The sequence below is a fragment of the Dactylosporangium sp. CA-233914 genome (assembly GCF_050942935.1).
Classification (GTDB): Bacteria; Actinomycetota; Actinomycetes; order Mycobacteriales; family Micromonosporaceae; genus Dactylosporangium.
Genome location: NZ_CP192030.1, coordinates 11,587,491 through 11,606,866, shown reverse-complemented (window position 1 = coordinate 11,606,866; position 19,376 = coordinate 11,587,491). Strand labels below are relative to the sequence as shown.

Genomic DNA, 19,376 nt, shown 5'->3' with positions numbered 1-19,376 from the left:
GCGGCTACCGTCGAGATATGACCGCACTGATCGCGACGCTGTACAGCTTCCTGAGCCCGGCCACCCTGGACGCCCTCGACACCGGCCTGGAGCTGGAGCGACGGCGGCGCAGCTTCGGCGGCAGCGTGATCGGCGGCTGCTGCTGCGCCGTCGTGGTCGTTGTCGCGATCGCCATTCTGGTGATCGTCATGCGCCGGCGCCGCCCGCGGGCTTGATTTCCGCCGCCGCCCTGCCGATGGGGAGATTGCGACCCTCCGGGAAGGGAACAAGGCAGACATGGCGCGAGTCCTGCTCATCGACGACGACGCGGAGATCCGTGAGACCACCGCCATCCGACTGCAGATCGGCGGCCATCACGTGATCTCCGCGGCGAGCCCGCAGGAGGCCCTGACGGTGGCCGCCGCCCAGCCCCGCTTCGACGTGGCGGTGCTGGACCTGCACCTGCCCCGCGCGGACGGGGACGAGTTGCTGGACCTGCTCCGCCGCAACTCCGCGACGGCGGACCTGCCGGTGATCTTCTACAGCGCGAACACCGCGCATACGACGTCCGTGCACGGGCTGTCGCTCGCCGACACGCGGCTGACCAAGGGGCGGCCGCTGAAGAGTCTGCTGGCGACGATCAACTGCCTGTCGCATTAACGGAAGAAGTCACAGAAAACGCAGCGGGCGCAGGGGAATCGGGAGTGCCCGGCCGACGGCGGTTCACCCGGTGCGAAGTAGCGAAAGTCGAGTTTTCGCAGGTCAGGCGGGGGTAGGCTTCCCACCGGGCGCGGGCGCCGCGGCAGAGTGGCGAGCGGGAGGGGCGGTTCTCCAGTCCTGAACACCGTGCCGACCTAAGGGGGTGTCCGCTTGATGCGGATCGATTTGCGGATCGCGTGCGACGTTGTTGCCGGGGGGCGGGAGGGGTTGCGTCATGTGGCCGCCTGAGCATGAGCGATTTGCGGACCGTGCGGCCGCCGGCCGCGTCCTCGGCAATGCCGTCGCCGAGCATCTGCAGACTGTCGCAGCACCGGCCGCCCCGGATGCGAACCAGGCACCGCTGGTGCTGGCGCTGCCCAAGGGCGGCGTGCCGGTCGCGGTCGCCGTCGCCGACGTGCTCGGGGCCGAGTTCGACCTGGTGATCTCGCGCAAGATCGGGTTGCCCTGGCAGTCCGACCACGGGGTCGGGGCGATCGCGGAGAACGGGCCGGCGGTGTTCGACCTCAGCGCCGTGGCCGCCGTCGGGCTCAGCGTCAGCGACCTCTCGCCCGCCGTGCAGCGCGAGCGCGTCGAACTGCGGCGCCGCCAGGAGCGCTACCGGGGCTCCCGGCCCGCCCCCGACGTCACCGGCCGGGTGGTCGTGGTCGTCGACGACGGGCTCGCCACCGGCGTGACGGCTCGGGCCGCGGCGCGGGCGCTGCGGGCCGGCAAGCCGGCGCATCTCGTGTTCGCCGCGCCGGTGTGCGCGGCGGAGTCGGTGGATCTCCTCGCCACCGATGTGGACACCGTCATCGACATCCACAGCCCCCGTGAATTCCACGCGCTCGGGCTGTATTACAACGACTTCGCCCCGCTGACCGACTCCCACGTGCAGCAGATGTGCACGCAGATGTGGAGCGACAGCCGGGTGCCGACCCCGGTATAAAGTGATCTGAACTCGCGATCCCGGCGCCGATTTCGGTGCCGGGATCGCGGTGTTTATAACGCCCGGGGTGGGTAGAGCATCACCCCATGAGGGCGGAAGCGCTGCAGGCCCGCGTCGAGCGGCGGGGTGATGCCACGGTTGTGCGCCTCGGCGGAGTGCTGGACATCGCCAGCTCGCCGTCGCTGCGCTCGGCGGTCCTGGCCTGCCTGGCTGCCGAGCCGGCGATGATCGTGCTCGACGTCGCCGAGCTGCGCCACGACGACGACATCGCGCTGACGGTACTGCCGGCTCTGGCGCAACACGCCGCGGCCTGGCCGGGCAGCGCGATGACCCTGGCCGCGGCGCCGCCGCAGCTCGCTTCGGCCCTGGACCGGATGGCGGTCGCGCGGCTGGTGCCGGTCTTCCCGACCACCGACGCGGCCCTGGCCGGGCGGGCGGGGCAGCCGGCGCCGGCCGCGTCGGGGCGCGTCCGGGCCACGCTCGCGCCCCTGCTCGACGCCACCGCCGCCGCCCGGCACCTGGTCGGGCGGGCCTGCACGCGGTGGGGCGCGGACCACGTCCGCGACGTCGCCGAGCTCGTCGTGACCGAGCTGGTCAGCAACGTCCTGCGGCACGCCGGAACCGAGATGGAGGTCGCCGTCGCGCGCGACCGGCGGCTGCTGCACATCTCCGTGCGCGACCGCGGGCCCGGCATGCCGCGGCTCGGCGGGCAGCCGCGCGGGGAGGACGCGATGCTCGCCGAGGACGGGCGGGGGCTGCTCGTGGTCGGCGCGCTGACGCAGGCGTGGGGCTGCACACCCGTACCGGATGGAAAGGTAGTCTGGGCCACCCTGCATTTGTAAAAGCATTGGAAATTGCGTGCGGAAAGGTCACCCGCGAACTCATCCTTTCGCATTGAAAAACGCCAGCAAATCGTGCGTACAGTGATCCGGAAAGCAAATCCGCCTGAGGAGATTAGGGGGAGTCTCCGCCATGGAGACAATGCCTACGGATTCGGTACTCGAACTGGACACCTGGCGGAACGGCGACGATGAGATTCTGCGTCCTTCCGGGGTCCTCGACTACGCGGCGAGTGTCGGGCTGCAGGTCGCGCTGTCGCGGCGGCTCGACGCCGGTCAGCTCAGCCTGACCGTGGACCTGTCGCGGCTGCGGCTGCTCGACTGCGCGGCGGCGGACACGCTGCTGCGGGCGCAGAACGAGGCCCAGGAGCGCGGCGGCGCGCTGCGTGCTCCGGGCGCATCTGACCTGGTGCTGGACGTACTGGAGATCATCGGGGCGGCGAAGCAGCTGCGGGCGTACGACGATCCGCCGCCCGGCGCGCCGCCGGTGCACGAGGAGCCGGCCGATGAGGAGGCCGAGCCACCGAGCCAGTGGACGACCGTCAACGAGCTGCTGCGCCAAGCGGCGGCGATGGACCGCGGCGACCCGCGCCGGGGCGCGCTGCGGGACCGGGCGGTCGCGCACAGCCTGCCGCTGGCCGACCGGCTGGCCCGGCGTTTCCACGGGATGGGGGAGTCGCCCGCGGACCTGAGCCAGGTGGCGGCGCTCGGGCTGATGAAGGCGATCGAGGGCTTCGACCCGGACTACGGCACCGACTTCGGCGGCTACGCCACGCCGACAATCGTCGGGGAGCTCAAGCGGTACTTCCGGGACAAGGGCTGGGGCGTGCACGTCCCCCGTCGTCTGCAGGAGCTGCGCATCGAGATCAACCGCGTGCGCGACCTGCTCGGGCAGCGCCTCGGCCGCTCGCCCACCCCCAGGGACGTCGCCGAGCACCTCGGCATCGACGAGGAGCAGGTGCTGGAGGCGCTGGTGGCGTCATCGGCGTACCGTCCCGTGTCGCTCTTCGCCCCGCTGGGGGGTGACGACGACGCCGGGACATTGGCCGACGTGCTCGGCGACGACGACCGAGACATCGACGGCGTCGAATTCCGCCAGGCGATCCGCCCGCTCATCGCCCGCCTCCCCGAGCGCGAGCGGCGGATACTCTCCCTGCGCTTCTACGGCAACCGCACCCAGGCCCAGATCGCCGCCGACCTCGGCATCTCCCAGATGCACGTGTCGCGGCTGCTCAGCCGGACGCTCGACGGGCTGCGGCGGGCGCTGCTGGACGGTTGAGTTCGATGCGCGACGGGTAGTACGCCCCCGGTTCGACGAAGGGGGAGCCGTGACTGACCTCCACACCGTGGAGATCGCCGCCGTACTGCGCCAGCTGACCGCCCGCCTGATCGCGAGCGACGACCTCGACGAGGCGCTGGAGGACCTCGTCGAGACCGCCGCCGACGTGGTGGAGGGCGCATCCTGGTGTGCGGTGACGCTGGTCCGCGCCGGCGGCCCGTCCACCGCGGCGGCCTCGGCGGGCCTGCCCGAGGCGCTGCTCGACAGCCAGTACGACAGCGGCACCGGACCGTCCATGGAGGCGATCCGTACCCGTGACCTCATCCTGAGCGACGATTTGTCCGCCGACGTACGCTGGCCGCGCTGGCGCGCCCGGGCGCTTTCGGCCGGCGTCAACGCGGTGCTGGCGGTGCCGGTCGACATCGACGAGCATGCGATCGGCGCCCTGACCGTGTACGCCGCCGACCCCCGGCGCTTCACCACCGACGTCGGCCTGACCGCGATGCTGGTGGCGGAGCACGCGGGCCTGCTGCTGTCGGCGGTCCTCGACCGCGGCCGCCGCGCCGGGGTCCACGCCGAGCTCGCCGAGGCACTGGCCGACGGCGAGACGGTCAACCGCGCCGTGGGCATCATGATGGTCCAGCGCGCGTGCTCGGCGGAGACGGCGCTGGAGGTGCTGCGCAGCACGGCGCAGCGGCTCGACCTGCCACTGACGGCGGTCGCCGAACGCCTGGTCCAGACGGTCGAACGCCGCGTCAGCCCGCCGCCGTCCTGACCTTGGGCGTTTGGCTGATATGTCGGGCGCTGCCGCGCCGCGACATATCCGGATTTTTCGCCTGACGGGGCATAAGGGCGAATATCGGTAGGCCAAGGCCGTGCTGTCGCTCCGTTTCTGCTGGTCAGGGGTTTTTGTCGTACCCCTGTTCTAGGTTCTTGTCATGGGCGAGGTGCTGACCGGGATCACCGATTCGGAGTGGCGTAGCCGCTTGGATGCGATGCTGGCCGAGAGTCGTCGTCGTGTGGCTCGTCGTCGTGCGGTTCGGGCCGAGTTTGCTGAGGCTCGCCGTCGTGGTTTGGAGGCGCGTCATGCCGAGCGGCTGGCCCGTCTGGATGCCGAGGCTCGCACCGCCGAGATCAGCGCTCATTGGGCCGAACAGGACGCCCGAGCCGCCCGCCGTCGCTCTCTGGCGCCCCAGCCCGATCCGGGCCGTCTCCCAGCCCAGCCCGATTCGGGCGGTCAGGTGGCTCAGTCAGGCTTTCGCGGTCCGGTGACTCGGGCCGACTCTCGCCGTTCGGTCACCCAGTCCAGTCCTCGCCGTCCGTCGGCTCAGTCCGATCCGGGCTGTCTGCCGGCCCAGCCCGATTCGGGCGGTCAGATGGCTCAGTCAGGCTTTCGCGGTCTGCCAGCTCAGTCCGATTCCGGTGGTCTGGTGGCTCAGGCGGACGCGCGCCGTCCGGCCACGCTGCCTGATTCCCGCCGTCCGGTGGCTCAGTCCGATTCCGGTGGTCTGGTGGCTCAGGCGGACGCGCGCCGTCCGGCCACGCAGCCTGATTCCCGCCGTCCGACGGTTCAGCCAAACCTGGGCTGTCGGCCGGCCGAGCCCGGCTCCCGTGGTCCGGGGTTCCGGCCTGACTCCCGTCGGTCGGCCACCCAGCCCAGTCCCCGCCGTCCGTCGGCTCAGCCCGATCCGGGTTGTCTGCCAGCCCGGTCCGATTCCGGCGGTCCGGTGGCTCAGGCGGACGCGCGCCGTCCCGCCACGCAGCCTGATTCCCGCCGTCCGACGGTTCAGCCAAACCTGGGCTGTCGGCCGGCCGAGCCCGGCTCCCGTGGTCCGGGGTTCCGGCCCGACGCCCGTCGGTCGGCCACCCCGCCCAGCACTTGCTCCGATCTGTCCGCGTCCACCTCGCCCTGGCTGTCTCGCCCGCATGACCTTGCCGCCTCACCGGCGCAGCCCTCGTCGCTGCCGACATCTCGTACGCAGTCGCCGAGGTCACCGTCGCCGCCTACGTCCCGCGCGCCATCGCCAGAACGTTCGCCAAGGCCTTCGCCGCCGTCGGGTTCCCGGCATGCACCGACGTCATCGCACCCCCGGCCGGTCGAGTCAACGTGCCCCCGGCCGGTTCAACCGCCGCCTTCCAGGCCTGTCCGGTTGTTGTGGTGTCGATCCGTGGCGTCACCACCACCGCCGCACCGGCCGGGCCGTTGTGGCGAGGCTGTGTCATCGCCGTTGCCGCAACGGCCGAGCCGATCCGGCGACGCTGCGCCACCGGCCACCGCCCTGGTCCCCGCCACCCGTCGGCCAGCTGCCTCACCGGCGCAGCCCTGGGCGCCGCTGAGTCCGCCCTCGGGCCGGCCGCCGTTTGGTTCTCCTGGGCCGTGTCGGCCTTGTCATCCGCGCACCGAATCTCGCCGGTCGTGGCCGTGGCCTTGGACCGTCCGGCGGCCTGAAGGCGGTGGCGGGGCGTGCGGCTCGACGACGACATCCCGCTCGCTGGCCCCGGGTCGGTTGGTCTCCGCGTTCGCCGCCTCGGGTGGTAGGGGGCGAGTAGGGGTGGGGGCACGGTCGCCGCCGGCGTGATCGTGGTGTCGTCGCCGGGCGGGGTCGAGGCTCTGCCGTTGCCCTGGTTGCCGGGCCGGCCGCCGGGGCGTCACCGGCCTGGCCATGCTGCGCGGCTTGAACTGCTGCGACGCGGGTGTACCGGCGGGCGGGCACGCGCATGCGGGGCCTGGTTGTCGAGCTCCACGTCGCGGAGCGGGCGAGTTCGTCGCCTGCTATGTGTTGAGTTCGAGCAGTCGTGGTGCGGCAGCGGGTGGCTTGCTGTCTGGGCATCCGCTTGCTGGCGGGCGGGGGTAGGTCGAGTGACGGGGACCTCGTTGTGTGGTCGCCTCGGTGCTTCGTCCTGGCGCGGCTTGTCCGTGGCCGTGGCGGCATCACCATGGCCGTTGGCGCGGCTCGGGGTGCTTGGGTGCGGAGGGGCGCTCTTGTGGTCTGTTGTATTTGTCGACCGTCGGGGCGCGCGGAGCGTAACTGCAGGGGGTCAAGAGACGGGGGTGGCGGCTATTGGCGGGGCTGAAAGTCGTGGTGGCGGGTTCCGAATTGTTCGTAAACGGGACTGGAGTTCGCGTGTCGGGCGACGGGGTATAAATGCGATAAGTTGTGACAGTGGCGTGCCTCGTTTATCGGGGCGAATCAGCCTTTTACGGTCAGCAAAGGGCGTAGCTCGGCTACTGGCTCGGCCACTGCGGCCTTGCGCAGGCTGTCCACCACGGGGCGGACCTCCTTGTAGGCCCAGGGCGCCTCCTGCTTCAGGTCGCGTCGCCAGGCCGAGATTACGTCGCGGCGGGCTGCCACCGTTGGGTCGCGATGGTTCAGCGGGGTCACCACCCGGAACTCGCGCAGGAACTCGTCCAGCTCCGCGTCGCCGGCCCGCGCGGCCGCGCCCCTGGGCACGCTTCGGCCGGCGCCGTGGCAGGCGCTGTTCAGGGCTCTTGGGTTGCCCAGGCCCCGGAGGAGGTAGCTCGGTGCTCCCATGGAGCCGGGCACGATCACGGGCTCGCCCCATCCGTCGGCGGACAGGCCCGCGGGGGTGGCGCCCTTGCGGTGCAGGACGGCTCCGTCGTCGCCGGGCCAGAGGAGGTTGTGGGGGGCGTCGTACACCAGACGGGCGTCCAGTTCGCCCACGGCCGCGGTCAGGCCGGTGCGCATCATGAGCGACAGGAAGTACCGGTTGCCGATCGCGAAGTTCGCGGCGTTCGCGAAGGCGGTCAGGTACCGCTGCCGGCTCTTGCTCGTCCGCTCCGTGATCGGCAACGGCAGGATGCCGTTCGCCGGGAGGGGCAGGGTTGGCGGCCACTCGCGGCGGGCCAGGTGCCGGCCCGTCGCGCCGGCCTGGTGGCCCAGGGAGAGCGAGCCGCTGTGCACCATCGTCACGACCCGGCCGGGGGTGAGGCCCCAGGCGTAGGCGGTCGGGCCGTCGTGGATCGCGGCGACGTATTGCAGCTCCGCGAAGTGGTTGCCGCCGCCGACGCCGCCGATGATCGAATCGTAGCTGGTGCCGCCGCCGCTGTTGACCCAGTCGCGGAACTCCTCGGCGGAGGCGGCGGGGAAGGCGCCGGCGTGGAGGCGGTCGGCGTCGCGCACGTGGTGCTCTAGCGGGCCCTCGGCGAGCAGGCCGGGCAGCCCCTCGCGCAGGAGGCCCTCGCGCTGGGCGGGGGTGAGGCCGATGTGCCGGCCGCCCTCGAAGAACAGGTGGCGCAGGCGGCGTTCGAGCTCGTCCAGGCGCGGGCGGACCTGCTCGACGTCGAGCGACGTGGCCTCGACCCGCATGCCGCAGTTGATGTCGTTGCCGACCGCCTGTGGCACGAGCGCGCCGGAGGTGGAAAGGACGGTGCCGATCGGGATGCCGGCGCCCTTGTGGAAGTCGGGAGTGCACACGACGCGCTCGATGCGCGGGGACACCCCGTCCCCGGCGAGCGACTCCAGGGTGCGCTGGGTGTCGAGGACCGTCAGCAGCTCGTCGAGGGCGGCCGGCTCGATGGGGACGCCGGGGCCGGCGCAGAGCTCGACCGGGATGTCGTACGGGTTGGGCAGGGCGGTCCAGGAATCGTCGAGCCGGACGAGCCGGGGGTCGCTGCGCTTCGTCATCGTCCCCCGAGGGTAGGGCCGGGGGACGACGACGGCGATCGAATTAGACCGTGAGCGTCCAGCTGTCCAGGGTGCCGGCGCCGCCCCGGGCGGTGTCGCGGACGCGGATCTTCCACACGCCGTTGCGGTTGTACTTCGACAGGTTCACGGTGTACACCGCGTTGAGGTTCACGGCCTTGTCGCGCTTGTTGGCGCTCTTGAGCCTCTTCACCGAGCCGTTCGGGGCGATCAGCTCGACGGTCAGGTCGCCGCGCTTCGGGTACGCCACGTGCACCTCGACCTTCGCCGCCCGCGAGGCCTTGCCGGCGCACGCGGTGACCGCCACCGCCGAGACCACGGTGCCGCGGTCGCGGATCGCCACGTCGGTGCCGTTGGAGCGCACGTTGCAGGGGGCGGTCACCACCGGCGCGGTGGCGACCGGGATCGTCGTCGGGGCGGGCGGGGCGGCTGGGGCGGCCGGGGTGCTCTCCGGCGTCGGCGCGGTCGTGAGGCCGGCGGTGTCCAGCAGGCGGTTCGGGGAGCCGGAGCCCGGGTTCGTCACGATGTTGTCCACCGCGCCGGAAACCAGCGCGTCGCGGACCTGCTGCGGGGTGGCCGACGGGTGCGCGGAGAGGTAGAGCGCGGCCGCGCCGGCGACGTGCGGGGCGGCCATCGACGTGCCGCTCATGACCGTGCTCGCGGTGTCGGAGTCCTTGCCGGCGCTGGCGATGGCCACGCCCGGCGCGAAGATGTCCAGGCACGAGCCGTAGTTGGAGAACGAGGCGCGGGCGTCGTTCCGGTCGCTCGCGCCGACCGTGATCGCGTCGGCGACCCGGGCCGGGGAGGCGCCGCACGCGTCGGCGCCGGAGTTGCCGGCCGCGACCGCGTACGTGATGCCGGAGGCGATCGACTCGCGCACGGCCTGGTCGACCGAGCCGTCCGCCTCGCCGCCGAGGCTCATGTTCACCACGGCCGGCTTCTGGGCGTTGGCGGTGATCCAGTCGATGCCGGCGATGATGCCGGAGTAGCTGCCGGCGCCGTCGCAGCCGAGGACCCGCACGCTCACCAGGGACACGTTTTTGGCCACGCCGTAGGTGGCGCCGCCGACCGTGCCGGCGACGTGGGTGCCGTGGCCGTGGCAGTCGCTCGCGTCGGTGTCGTTGTCGACGAAGTCGTAGCCGGAGCGGGCCCGGCCGCCGAAGTCGCTGTGCGTGAGGCGGACGCCGGTGTCGAGAATGTACGCGGTGACGCCGGGCGCGGTGGAGGCGTAGGTGTACGCGCCGTCGAGCGGCCGGTACTGCTGGTCGATGCGGTCCAGGCCCCACGGCGCATTCGACTCGGTGTCGGCGACCCGGACGGTCTTGTCCTGCTGGACGTACTCGACGAGCGGACTGGCCGCCAGGCGCCGGGCCGCTTTCTCGGTCAGCTGCGCCGAGAAGCCCTTGATTGTGGCGCTGAACGAGCGGCGCACCGAGCCGCCGAACCGCGCGGCGAGCCGGCTCGCGTCGTCCGCCGTGGTGTCGGGCGCCACCGAGTCCTTGAACACCACGATGTACCGGTCGCGGATGGTCCCGGCCTCGTTCGCGCCGAGGATCGTCCCCTCGGGCGCGGCCAGGGCGGGCGTGCCGGCGCCGACCAGGCCGGCGGTGGCCGCGGCCGCGATCAGGGTCGTACGGAGGAGCGCTCGCATGGGCCGGAACTCCATTCGGTGGACAGCGGATGGGTGCCGTTCCAGGTTCGGCAGCGCGGGGTGCGGTGTCGGGTCGTCGTCCGGTTGCCTGAAGGTTGCGCCAGACTGGGGGACATGGAGGACTCGCTGGCGGTGTTCGATATCGATGGGGTGGTCGCGGACGTGCGGCATCGGCTGCGATACCTCGAGCGCCGCCCGAAGGACTGGGGCCGCTTCTTCGCCGCCGCCGGCGACGACCCGGTGCTCGCCGACGGCGTGGCGCTCGCCCGCGAGTACGCGGCGAACCACGTGCTCGTGTGGCTCACGGGCCGGCCCGAGTATCTGCGCGAGGTCACCGTGGCCTGGCTGCGCACGGCGGAGCTGCCGGCCGAGCTGCTGTTCATGCGCCCCGCGAACGACCGGCGCCCGGCGCGCGAGTTCAAGGCCCGCCAGCTCGCCCGGATGGCGAGGGAGTCGCGGGTCGAGATCGTCGTCGACGACGACCCCGAGGTGGTGGAGCGGCTGCGGGGCCTGCGCTATCCCGTGCGCCTGGCCGACTGGGTCCTGCACTCCAAGACACTGCGGAGTGCCCAGGAGCAGGAGGGCCGCACCTAAGCGGCCGGCACCCGCGGCTGTGCGAGCAGGGCGGTCAGGGCCGGGCCGGGCAGGGGCCGGGCGAAGAGGAAACCCTGCGCCAGGCCACAGTCCAGCTCTCGCAGTACCGCCGCCTGCCCCGGGGTCTCCACGCCCTCGGCGACCGGCTGGAGGTACATGCTGCGGGCCAGCTCGACCACGGCCCGGAACAGCGCCTTGTCCTGCCGCTCCTCGATGCGGTTCACGAAGGCCCGGTCGATCTTCAGCACGTCCAGCGGCAGCGTGCGCAGGTAGGCCAGCGACGAGTAGCCGGTGCCGAAGTCGTCGATGGCGATCCGGATGCCGAACGCCCGCAGGCGCGCCAGGCGCCGGCTTACCTCCTCGGTCTCCTCCAGCGACGCGGTCACCAGCACCGTCTCGGTGATCTCCAGGACCAGGGCGGCGCCGGGCAGGCCGGTGCGGCGCAGCACGGCCAGGACCTCGTCGGCGAACCGCGGGTTGCGCAGCTGGCGGCCCGAGACGTTCACCGTCACCGAGATGCCGTGCTCGTCGTGCCAGGCCTTCGCGTCCGCGCAGGCCCGCTCGAGCACCCAGGCGCCGAGCCGGCCGATGATCCCGATCTCCTCGGCGACCGGGACGAACACGGCCGGCGAGACCGGGGCGCCCTCGGGCGCGGTGAAGCGCAGCAGCGCCTCGACCGCCGTGACGCGGCCGGTGTGGACGTCGACGACCGGCTGGTAGTGCACGGCGAAGCCGGTCCCGGCCTCGACCGCGGCGCGGAGCTGCTCGGCCAGGGCGGTGTGCGCGAGTTGCGCCTCGCGCAGGCCGGGGTGGTAGCGCACGGCCCGGTTCCGGCCGGCCTCCTTGGCCGCGTAGAGGGCGATGTCCGCGCTCTGCAGCGCCTCGCCGGTGCTGGCGGGCGCTCCGGCGTACACCCCGATGCTCGCGCTGATGTGCTGCTCGCGGCCGGCCACGCGGTAGGGCAGCGCGAGCTCCCGCACGAGCGCCGCGGCGAGCCCGTCGAGCTCCTGCGGCGGGCAGATGACGGCGAACTCGTCGCCCCCCAGGCGCGCCAGCAGGGTGGTGCCCGAGCCGGCGCCGGCGACCGCGCGCAGCCGCGCCGTCGCGGTCAGCAGCAGCTCGTCGCCGGCCGGATGGCCGAGGGTGTCGTTGACGTCCTTGAACCCGTCGAGGTCGATGATGAGCAGCCCGATCTCGCCGCCGGTGTCGAGCCCGTCCTGCAGCCGGCTGCGGAACAGCTCGCGGTTGGCCAGGCCGGTGAGCACGTCGTGCTGGGCGCGGAAGGCGAGCTCCCGCTGCAGCCGGACCCGGTCACGCAGCGCGCGGCCGAGGCGCAGCACCATCGCGACCATCAGGGCCCCGGTGAGCACGGCGGGCACGAGCGCGTGCCACCACGAGCCGGCCTCGCGGTGCACGACGAGGTCGGCCACGAGCAGTCCGGGGCCGAGCAGCGACAGGGCGATGAAGCCGCCGATCGGCGTGCCGCGGTCGTCGCCGGCCTTGCGCGGACGCAGGGCCACGGTTCGCGCGCCGGGGTGCAGCGCCGCCGCGGTGAGCAGCGATGCCCGGATCAGCCAGCCGGCGGCGGTGAACCAGCCGGTCACGGTCGAGCCGCGGCCGACGACGTAGCTGACGGTGTAGAACGCGTCCGCGAACACCGTCGTCGCGCTCGAGCCGAGCAGCAGCAGCGCGGCGGTGCCCGGGCGTACGGCGAGGGCGACCCGCAGCAGCAGCGCGACGGTCACCAGGCCGCACCCGGCGATGAGACTCACGCCCAGGGCGTCCAGGGGCTTCAGGCCGGTGCGGTGCAGCAGCGGGTCGAGCACGAACGCCCACGTCAGCTGCGCGATCCCGATCATGATGATCGCCGAGTCGAGGATCCGCGTCGCGGACCACGGGCGTAGCCGCCGCGCGATGAGCCACAGGCCGGCGGCGGTGAGGGGGAGGCAGAAGAGGTACCCGGCCCCGAGCGCCACCGGCCCCAGCGGGAAGGTGCTCGCCGCCGGCACCACCACGCCGGCCAGCAGCAGCCACCACGCCGCCCGCGGCTGCGGCCGGTGCCGATGCAGGGCGACGCCGGCCACGACGATGCAGCCGAGCAGGAGCGCGAGGTTCAGCGCGCCGTGCCCGTCGGGTGAGATGGCCGTCGCCAGCGCCGACAGGACGACGGCGCCGGCGAGGAACCAGAGCCAGATTCGCACATAGCCATTCAGCGGGACGGGCAGTGCGGCCCGGGTGCGCGACGGGATACAAGCCGGATCAGCGCCGCCGGGTCACTCTGGCCGCCACGGTGCCGTGCTGGGCGCGATTCGCTGCGGGCGACCTTACCTGTTCGGCCACCGTTCGGTGGTGTTGATCCGCTTATAGTGCTTTTATGCGGATCCGCTGGCTCTGGGTCGCCGCGGTACTGCTGCTGCTCGCCAGCGTCGCGCTGGGTGCGACGGCGGCGGGGGACTGGTGGGGGCGCACCCGTGAGGTCCGCTCCGCCCAGCATCGGCTCTCCCAGCACCTGGACGAGCAGTGGGCGGCCGGCCGCGGCGGGATTCCGGAAGTCTTCGACCGGGGCCCGGCCCGTATGCCGCTCGGCGGGGATCCCGTGACCGGGGCCTTCGCCGGCCCGGTGGCACGCCTGCACCTGCCCACGATCGAGGCCGACCTCGTCGTGCTCGGCGGGGTGAGCGCGGCGGACCTGCGGCTCGGCCCCGGCTACATCCCCGGCACCGCGCCGATCGGGGCGGCGGGCAACACCGGCATCGCGGGGGAGCGGCTGCCCGGCGTGTTCTGGGACCTCGACCGGCTCGGCATCGGCGACCCGGTGGTGCTGGAGACCAGCGACACCTGGTTCGTGTACCGGGTCATGGAGGCCCGCGTCGTGCGACCCGAGGAGAACGCGGTGCTCGGCCCGCCGCCGCCCGGGGCCGGCCCGCTGCTGACCCTGGTCACCTGCGAGCCGCGGCTGAGCACCGCCCGCCGCCTCATCCGCCAGGCGACGCTCGTGCGCCGCGACCCGCGCACCGGCCCACGCCCGGTGGAACTGGCCTGATCACACTGCGTGCTCGTGTTGTCACCCGGGCGCCGCGAATCTCCTTTACCGGCCACCGTGGGTGCCGATGAGGTCCAGTGGGTGCGGGCCGCGGGGTTCGTCCCGATGCGTGGTTGTGTCCCCACTGAGGGGCCGAAAGGAGCGCCTGGCCGTGAGCGAGTTGGGTGACATTGTCCAGGAGTTTCTCGTGGAGTCCCACGAGAACCTCGACCAGCTGGACCGGGACCTGGTCGCGCTCGAGGCCCAGCCGGGCTCGCGCGACCTGCTCTCCTCGATCTTCCGGACGATCCACACGATCAAGGGCACCTCGGGCTTCCTGGCCTTCAACCGCCTGGAGCGGGTGACGCACGTCGGCGAGTCGCTGCTGTCCCGTCTGCGCGACGGCGCCCAGGGGATGACCCCGGCCACCACCGACGCGCTGCTGCGCATGGTCGACACGGTTCGCGGGCTGCTCTCCGAGATCGAGGAGAACGGCCAGGAGCTGCCGGGCGACGACTCCGAGGTGGTCGCCGCGGTCAACGCCTGCATCACCGACGACGCCGCCCGGCCCGCCGCTGCGGCCGCTGCCGCTGCTCCCGCCGCCCCGGCCCCTCCGGCTGCTCCCGCCGCCGCGGCCCCGCCGGCCGAACCGGTCATCGTCGTCGAACCCCCGGCCGAGGTGGTCGTGGTCGAGCCCGTCATCGCGGTGGTCGAGACCCCGGCGCCCGTCGAGCCGGCCCCGCCGGCCGCCGCCCCGCCACCCGCGGCTCCCGCGCCGCCCGCCCCGGCCCCGGCCCCGGCCGCCGCCACCCCGCCGCCGGCCGCCGAGCCCGCCCCGGCGGCGTCCCCAGCTCCGGCGCGCCCGGCCGCGGGGCCCGCGGCCGAGGGCGGCGACGACGCCGTCTCCCGCCGCAGCGTCGCCGACCAGTCCATCCGCGTCGACGTCGACCTGCTCGACAAGCTCATGAACCTCGTCGGCGAGCTGGTGCTGACCCGCAACCAGCTGGTCCGCGCGATCGGCGCCGTCTCCGACCCCGGCATGACCCGCACCGGCCAGCGGCTCAACCTCATCACCTCCGAGCTGCAGGAATCGGTGATGAAGACCCGCATGCAGGCGATCGACCACCTCTGGTCGAAACTGCCGCGGGTCGTGCGGGACCTCTCCTCGACGTTCGGCAAGCAGATCAAGCTCGCCCAGGAGGGCAAGGAGACCGAGCTCGACCGGTCGCTGCTGGAGGCGGTGAAGGACCCGCTGACGCACCTCGTGCGCAACGCCGTCGACCACGGCATCGAGACGCCCGACGACCGCGTGGCGGCCGGCAAGCCGGCCGAGGGGACGCTGACCCTGCGCGCGTACCACGAGGGCGGGCACGTCATCGTCGAGGTGCGCGACGACGGCTCCGGCATCGACCCCGACAAGATTGCCCGGATCGCCGTGGAGAAGGGCATCGTCTCGCGCGACCAGCTCGCCACGATGGACCGGCGCGAGATCCTCGGCCTGGTCTTCAAGCCCGGCTTCTCCACCGCCAAGGCCGTCACGAACGTCTCCGGCCGCGGTGTGGGCATGGACGTGGTGAAGACGAACATCGAGCGCATCGGCGGCGCCGTCGACGTCGACTCGGTGGTCGGCAAGGGCACCACCTGGCGGCTCACGATCCCGCTGACGCTCGCCATCATCCAGGCGCTGACGATCGAGTGCGGGCAGGAGCGGTACGTCATCCCGCAGGTCGCCGTCCACGAACTGGTCTACCTCGACGGGCAGTCCGGCCGGGTGGTCGAGCACGCGATGGGCGCGCCGGTGTACCGGCTGCGGGGCAAGCTGCTGCCGCTGGTGTACCTCGACGACACCCTGGGCCTGGCCCGCGACGGCGAGCACGACACGGACGTGTACGTGGCCGTGCTGCAGGCCGAGGGCAAGCGCTTCGGCCTCGTCGTCGACCGCGTGCTCAACACCGAGGAGGTCGTGGTCAAGCCGCTGACCTCGCGGTTCAAGGACATCGGGGTCTATGCCGGGGCCACCCTGCTCGGCGACGGGCGCGTCGCGCTCATCCTCGACGTCGCCTCGCTGGCCCGCCGCGCCCATCTGGCCGCCGCCGGCGCCGAGCGCGAGACCGCCGAGACGACCGTGCGCCGCGGCGGGGGCAACGCCGACCGGCTGCTCATCGCCGGTGTCGGCGACCGGCGGGTGGCGATCCCGCTGGACATGGTCACCCGGCTGGAGGAGTTCCCGGTCGAGCGCATCGAGCGCACCGGCAGCCGGGAGGTCGTGCAGTACCGCGACCAGATCCTGCCGGTCCTGCGCCTGTCGCACCTGCTCGGCGCCTACGAGACGGAGCCCGGCCCGACGGTCCCGGTGGTCGTCTACACCGAGAAGGGCCGCTCGGTCGCCCTCGCCGTGGAGAAGATCATCGACATCGTCGAGGAGGGCCTGGACGACTCCAAGCGCGACTTCGGCGAGGACGGCCTGCTCGGCTCGGCCGTCATCCAGCAGCGCGTCACCGAGCTGCTGGACGTGCGGCGGGCCATCCTCGCCGCCGACCCGATGTTCCACACCTCGATCGACCCCGACCCGTACGAGCAGCACGACCCCTACCAGGCCGGTGCTGAGGCCGACTACACCTACCAGCCCGCCGGAGCCTGAGCCATGGCCAGCCGCCAGTACGCCACCTTCGAGGTCGCCGACCAGCTCTTCGGCCTCGACGTCGCCAAGGTCCAGGAGGTCCTCTCCTTCGACCAGTACACCCCCGTGCCGCTCGCCCCGGAGTCCGTCGGCGGCCTGTTCAACCTGCGCGGCCAGGTCATCGCCGCGGTGGACCTGCGCGTCCAGCTCGGCCTGCCGCCGCGCACCAAGAGCGCGGAGCCGGCGATGAACGTCATCGTCAAGACCGACGAGGAGTCCGTGTCGCTGCTCGTCGACCGGATCGGCGAGGTCGTGACGCTGCAGGACGACACCTTCGAGCCGCCGCCGGACACCCTGCAGGGCCGCGCCCGCCACCTGATCACCGGCGCGTTCAAGCTCGACGGCCGCCTGATGCTCGCGCTCGACACCACCAAGGCCGTCAACACCAACCCGCCCGGCACCAACCGCGAGGAATAGTCCATGAGCTGGTTCACCAACCGCAGTGTCCGGGCGAAGGTACTCACGGCGATCGCGGTCGCCTCCGCCGTCTCGCTCGTGATCACGTTCTTCGGCCTGAAGTCGCTGAGCGGCGCCAACGACACCATGCGGCAGTTCACCGCCAAGAACACGCAGTTCGTGGCCCTGGCGGACATGCGGCAGGGGCTGGCCAACATTCTTGGCGCGCTGAGCCCCGACCAGCAGAAGAGCGCGTCGGCCGGGCTGTCCGACGCGATCAGCCGGTACCGCGCGGGCGCCGCGAGCGGGCACGACGACGAGCTCGCCGCGCTCGAGGACGCGGTGTCGAAGTACGCGGCGGTGCGCGACGGCGAGGCGGCCAAGGCGGCGGCCGCCGGCCGGATCGACCAGTATGTCCAGATCATGCTGGCCCAGGGCCAGCCGCAGATCACCAAGGCAGCCGACACCATCGGCCGGCTCCAGGCCGAGGACGTGGCCGAGGCGGAGCAGTGGCGGGCCAGCGCCGAGGACGACTACCGGACCAGCCGCATGCTCATGATCACGGCGGCCGTGGTAGGGCTGATCGCCGCGTTCGGCATCGGGTTGTGGGTCACCGCGCTCGTGGTCGGCCCGCTGCGGCGGGTCTCCGACGTGCTCGGCGCGGTGGCCGAGGGCGACCTGAGCACCAAGGTCGAGGTGCGCTCCACCGACGAGGTCGGCGTGATGGCCGCGGCGCTGAACCGGGCGACGGACAGCATGCGCGTCACGGTGCAGACGATGGACCACACGGCCACGTCGCTGGCCGCGTCGGCCGAGCAGCTCACCGGCATCAGCGCGCAGATCGCCTCCGGGACCGGCGAGGCGAGCGACCAGGCCGGCGTGGTCGCGCTCGCGGCCGAGGAGGTCTCGCGCAACGTGCAGACGGTGGCGGCCGGCGCCGACGAGATGGGCGTGTCGATCCGCGAGATCGCGCAGAACGCGAGCGAGGCGGCGAAGGTCGCCTCCCAGGCGGTCATGGCGGCCGAGTCGACCAACCAGGCGGTGAGCCGGCTGGGGGAGTCCTCGACCGAGATCGGCAACGTGGTCAAGGTGATCACCTCGATCGCCGAGCAGACCAACCTGCTCGCGCTGAACGCGACCATCGAGGCGGCCCGGGCCGGCGAGGCGGGCAAGGGCTTCGCGGTCGTCGCGAACGAGGTCAAGGAGCTGGCGCAGGAGACCGCGCGGGCGACCGAGGACATCTCCCGGCGCGTCGAGGCGATCCAGGCCGACACCACCGGCGCGGTCGCCGCGATCGGCGAGATCGGGCAGATCATCTCCCGGATCAACGACTACCAGCTCACCATCGCCTCCGCGGTGGAGGAGCAGACGGCGACGACCAACGAGATGAACCGCAGCGTCGCCGAGGCCGCGACCGGCTCCGCCGAGATCGCCAACAACGTCTCGACGGTGGCCACGGCGACGCAGAACACGTCACGCAACGTGTCCGAGGCACAGCGCGCGGCGTCCGATCTGTCCCGGATGTCCAGCGAGATGCGGGCCCTTGTCGCGAGGTTCCGGATCTAGAGCCACTTGGTCAACGCTCTAGGCGAAAAGCGGGATGACATCGCGGGGGCGGTGCCGGCCTGCCGGCCGGCGCCGCCCCCGGCCCTTTCGGTGGACAGACCGAGGTGCAGGTGCGTTGCAGACTAGTTGCCATGTACAGCCTGGTTAGCGCCCCTGTTCTCGGCTTCGACCTCTCCCGTCTGCAGGGCGGATCGGCCGCGGCCGATGTACTGCTCCGTGGTCTATCAATTACGCAGAGTGACCTTCCGGCCATCGCCGCGGCCCGGTCCGACGACGACTGGGACCGCGTCGACCTGTGGCGCGACGTCGACGCCGCGGCCCAGCAGCGCCGCGCCAACGCCGCGGACGCGGGCACGCTGACCGTGATCGAACGCGCCCCGCTGGGGACCCTCGACGGCCTGCTGCACTGCCTGCGGTACGACGTGCTGGACTGGACCTGGGGCAAGCGCCCGGCGCAGCAGTCCACGATGCCGGCCCCGCACGCCCGCACCCCGCGCCAGCGCCAGAGCCCGGTCGCGAGCAAGGCCACGGGCGTCCTGTCCGACGCCGCGGCCGCCGCCTACCTGCGCGAACTGCTCTCGGACGAGTCCCGCCGCCGCCTGTCGGCCCCGTGGACGTCGGCGCTGCGCAACCTGGCCGAGCGCGAGCACGACCTGGGGCCGCAGGCCGCCGACGTGCACCGGCTGCTCTCGCGCGTGGGCACCCTGACCTCGTCGGACATGCGGAGCCTGAACAAGGTCACCGACAGCGCCCGCCCCGGCCTGTCCGACTGGGCCCCCGCGGTGCACTCGGCGTCGTGGGCGGTGTTCCTGTCGGGCCGCGTCCGCTCCGGCGCCGCCGCCCAGCTCATGCTGGTGCAGGCCCTGGACCGCTCGGGCGTCCCGGTGGCCGACCGCGCGGGCGGCGTCTGGAACCTGCTCAGCGGCGCGGTCCAGGCCCTGATGGTGCGCGACCTGCTGGACTCCGCCACCGCGCGGCGCCTGCTCGACCCGTACTTCACCGCCCTGGGCCCCCTCGCCGCCTGACAGGCGATGTCCACGAGTACCTCCCCGTCCGGGAGA

Annotated in this window: 17 protein-coding genes; 12 read left to right on the top strand and 5 right to left on the bottom strand. The window is 72.6% G+C overall.

Annotated elements, in window-relative coordinates:
- Positions 1 to 17 precede the first annotated feature (17 nt).
- The 6 genes from ACQPY0_RS51670 (at position 18) to ACQPY0_RS51645 (ending at position 4,517) form a co-directional block, all read left to right on the top strand.
- Positions 18 to 215 (top strand): hypothetical protein, encoded by a 198-nt coding sequence (locus tag ACQPY0_RS51670; protein WP_432978883.1) that lies wholly within the window; start codon positions 18 to 20, stop codon positions 213 to 215.
- A 61-nt stretch (positions 216 to 276) separates the two neighbouring features.
- Positions 277 to 639, top strand: coding sequence for a response regulator (locus ACQPY0_RS51665; protein WP_432978880.1), 363 nt, complete (start codon positions 277 to 279; stop codon positions 637 to 639).
- A gap of 274 nt (positions 640 to 913) precedes the next feature.
- A complete protein-coding gene (locus ACQPY0_RS51660) occupies positions 914 to 1,624 on the top strand; it encodes a phosphoribosyltransferase family protein (RefSeq protein WP_432978877.1) in 711 nt (236 codons plus the stop codon).
- Positions 1,625 to 1,710: 86 nt separating this feature from the next.
- Complete coding sequence (locus ACQPY0_RS51655) at positions 1,711 to 2,466, top strand: ATP-binding protein (RefSeq protein ID WP_432978874.1); 756 nt, start codon at positions 1,711 to 1,713, stop codon at positions 2,464 to 2,466.
- 130 nt (positions 2,467 to 2,596) lie between these two features.
- Positions 2,597 to 3,742, top strand: coding sequence for a SigB/SigF/SigG family RNA polymerase sigma factor (locus tag ACQPY0_RS51650; RefSeq protein ID WP_432978872.1), 1,146 nt, complete (start codon positions 2,597 to 2,599; stop codon positions 3,740 to 3,742).
- A 49-nt stretch (positions 3,743 to 3,791) separates the two neighbouring features.
- On the top strand, positions 3,792 to 4,517 hold the full coding sequence (locus ACQPY0_RS51645) for a GAF and ANTAR domain-containing protein (protein ID WP_432978869.1): 726 nt from the start codon (positions 3,792 to 3,794) through the stop codon (positions 4,515 to 4,517).
- A gap of 124 nt (positions 4,518 to 4,641) precedes the next feature.
- On the opposite strand, the gene ACQPY0_RS51640 is transcribed toward ACQPY0_RS51645, so the two are convergent.
- The 4 genes from ACQPY0_RS51640 to ACQPY0_RS51625 all read right to left on the bottom strand — a co-directional run bounded on the left by ACQPY0_RS51640 (position 4,642) and on the right by ACQPY0_RS51625 (position 10,057).
- Positions 4,642 to 4,887 carry a hypothetical protein gene (locus ACQPY0_RS51640; protein WP_432978866.1) on the bottom strand — a complete coding sequence of 82 codons (246 nt, stop codon included), beginning with the start codon at positions 4,885 to 4,887 and terminating at the stop codon, positions 4,642 to 4,644.
- Between the two features lie 859 nt (positions 4,888 to 5,746).
- Complete coding sequence (locus ACQPY0_RS51635) at positions 5,747 to 6,010, bottom strand: hypothetical protein (RefSeq protein ID WP_432978863.1); 264 nt, start codon at positions 6,008 to 6,010, stop codon at positions 5,747 to 5,749.
- A gap of 923 nt (positions 6,011 to 6,933) precedes the next feature.
- Positions 6,934 to 8,388 (bottom strand): RtcB family protein, encoded by a 1,455-nt coding sequence (locus ACQPY0_RS51630; RefSeq protein ID WP_432978860.1) that lies wholly within the window; start codon positions 8,386 to 8,388, stop codon positions 6,934 to 6,936.
- A 43-nt stretch (positions 8,389 to 8,431) separates the two neighbouring features.
- Positions 8,432 to 10,057 carry a S8 family serine peptidase gene (locus ACQPY0_RS51625; protein ID WP_432978857.1) on the bottom strand — a complete coding sequence of 542 codons (1,626 nt, stop codon included), beginning with the start codon at positions 10,055 to 10,057 and terminating at the stop codon, positions 8,432 to 8,434.
- A gap of 114 nt (positions 10,058 to 10,171) precedes the next feature.
- Here ACQPY0_RS51625 and ACQPY0_RS51620 point away from each other — a divergent pair, with 114 nt between their 5' ends.
- A complete protein-coding gene (locus tag ACQPY0_RS51620) occupies positions 10,172 to 10,651 on the top strand; it encodes an LNS2 domain-containing protein (protein ID WP_432978854.1) in 480 nt (159 codons plus the stop codon).
- Here ACQPY0_RS51620 and ACQPY0_RS51615 read toward each other — a convergent pair.
- Positions 10,648 to 12,852, bottom strand: coding sequence for a putative bifunctional diguanylate cyclase/phosphodiesterase (locus ACQPY0_RS51615; protein WP_432978851.1), 2,205 nt, complete (start codon positions 12,850 to 12,852; stop codon positions 10,648 to 10,650). The genes ACQPY0_RS51620 and ACQPY0_RS51615 overlap by 4 nt on opposite strands.
- A gap of 173 nt (positions 12,853 to 13,025) precedes the next feature.
- On the opposite strand from ACQPY0_RS51615, the gene ACQPY0_RS51610 reads away from it, so the two are divergent.
- From ACQPY0_RS51610 to ACQPY0_RS51590, 5 genes are all read left to right on the top strand, one after another.
- Positions 13,026 to 13,694: a class E sortase gene (locus ACQPY0_RS51610; RefSeq protein ID WP_432978848.1), complete on the top strand. Its 669-nt coding sequence runs from the start codon at positions 13,026 to 13,028 to the stop codon at positions 13,692 to 13,694.
- A gap of 151 nt (positions 13,695 to 13,845) precedes the next feature.
- The gene (locus ACQPY0_RS51605; protein WP_432978845.1) at positions 13,846 to 16,314 is read left to right on the top strand and encodes a chemotaxis protein CheW; all 2,469 of its coding nucleotides are present in this window, start codon (positions 13,846 to 13,848) and stop codon (positions 16,312 to 16,314) included.
- A gap of 3 nt (positions 16,315 to 16,317) precedes the next feature.
- Positions 16,318 to 16,770 (top strand): chemotaxis protein CheW, encoded by a 453-nt coding sequence (locus ACQPY0_RS51600; protein ID WP_432978842.1) that lies wholly within the window; start codon positions 16,318 to 16,320, stop codon positions 16,768 to 16,770.
- 3 nt (positions 16,771 to 16,773) lie between these two features.
- Positions 16,774 to 18,315: a methyl-accepting chemotaxis protein gene (locus ACQPY0_RS51595; protein ID WP_432978839.1), complete on the top strand. Its 1,542-nt coding sequence runs from the start codon at positions 16,774 to 16,776 to the stop codon at positions 18,313 to 18,315.
- 362 nt (positions 18,316 to 18,677) lie between these two features.
- Positions 18,678 to 19,340: a hypothetical protein gene (locus ACQPY0_RS51590; RefSeq protein ID WP_432978836.1), complete on the top strand. Its 663-nt coding sequence runs from the start codon at positions 18,678 to 18,680 to the stop codon at positions 19,338 to 19,340.
- Positions 19,341 to 19,376: the final 36 nt, after the last annotated feature.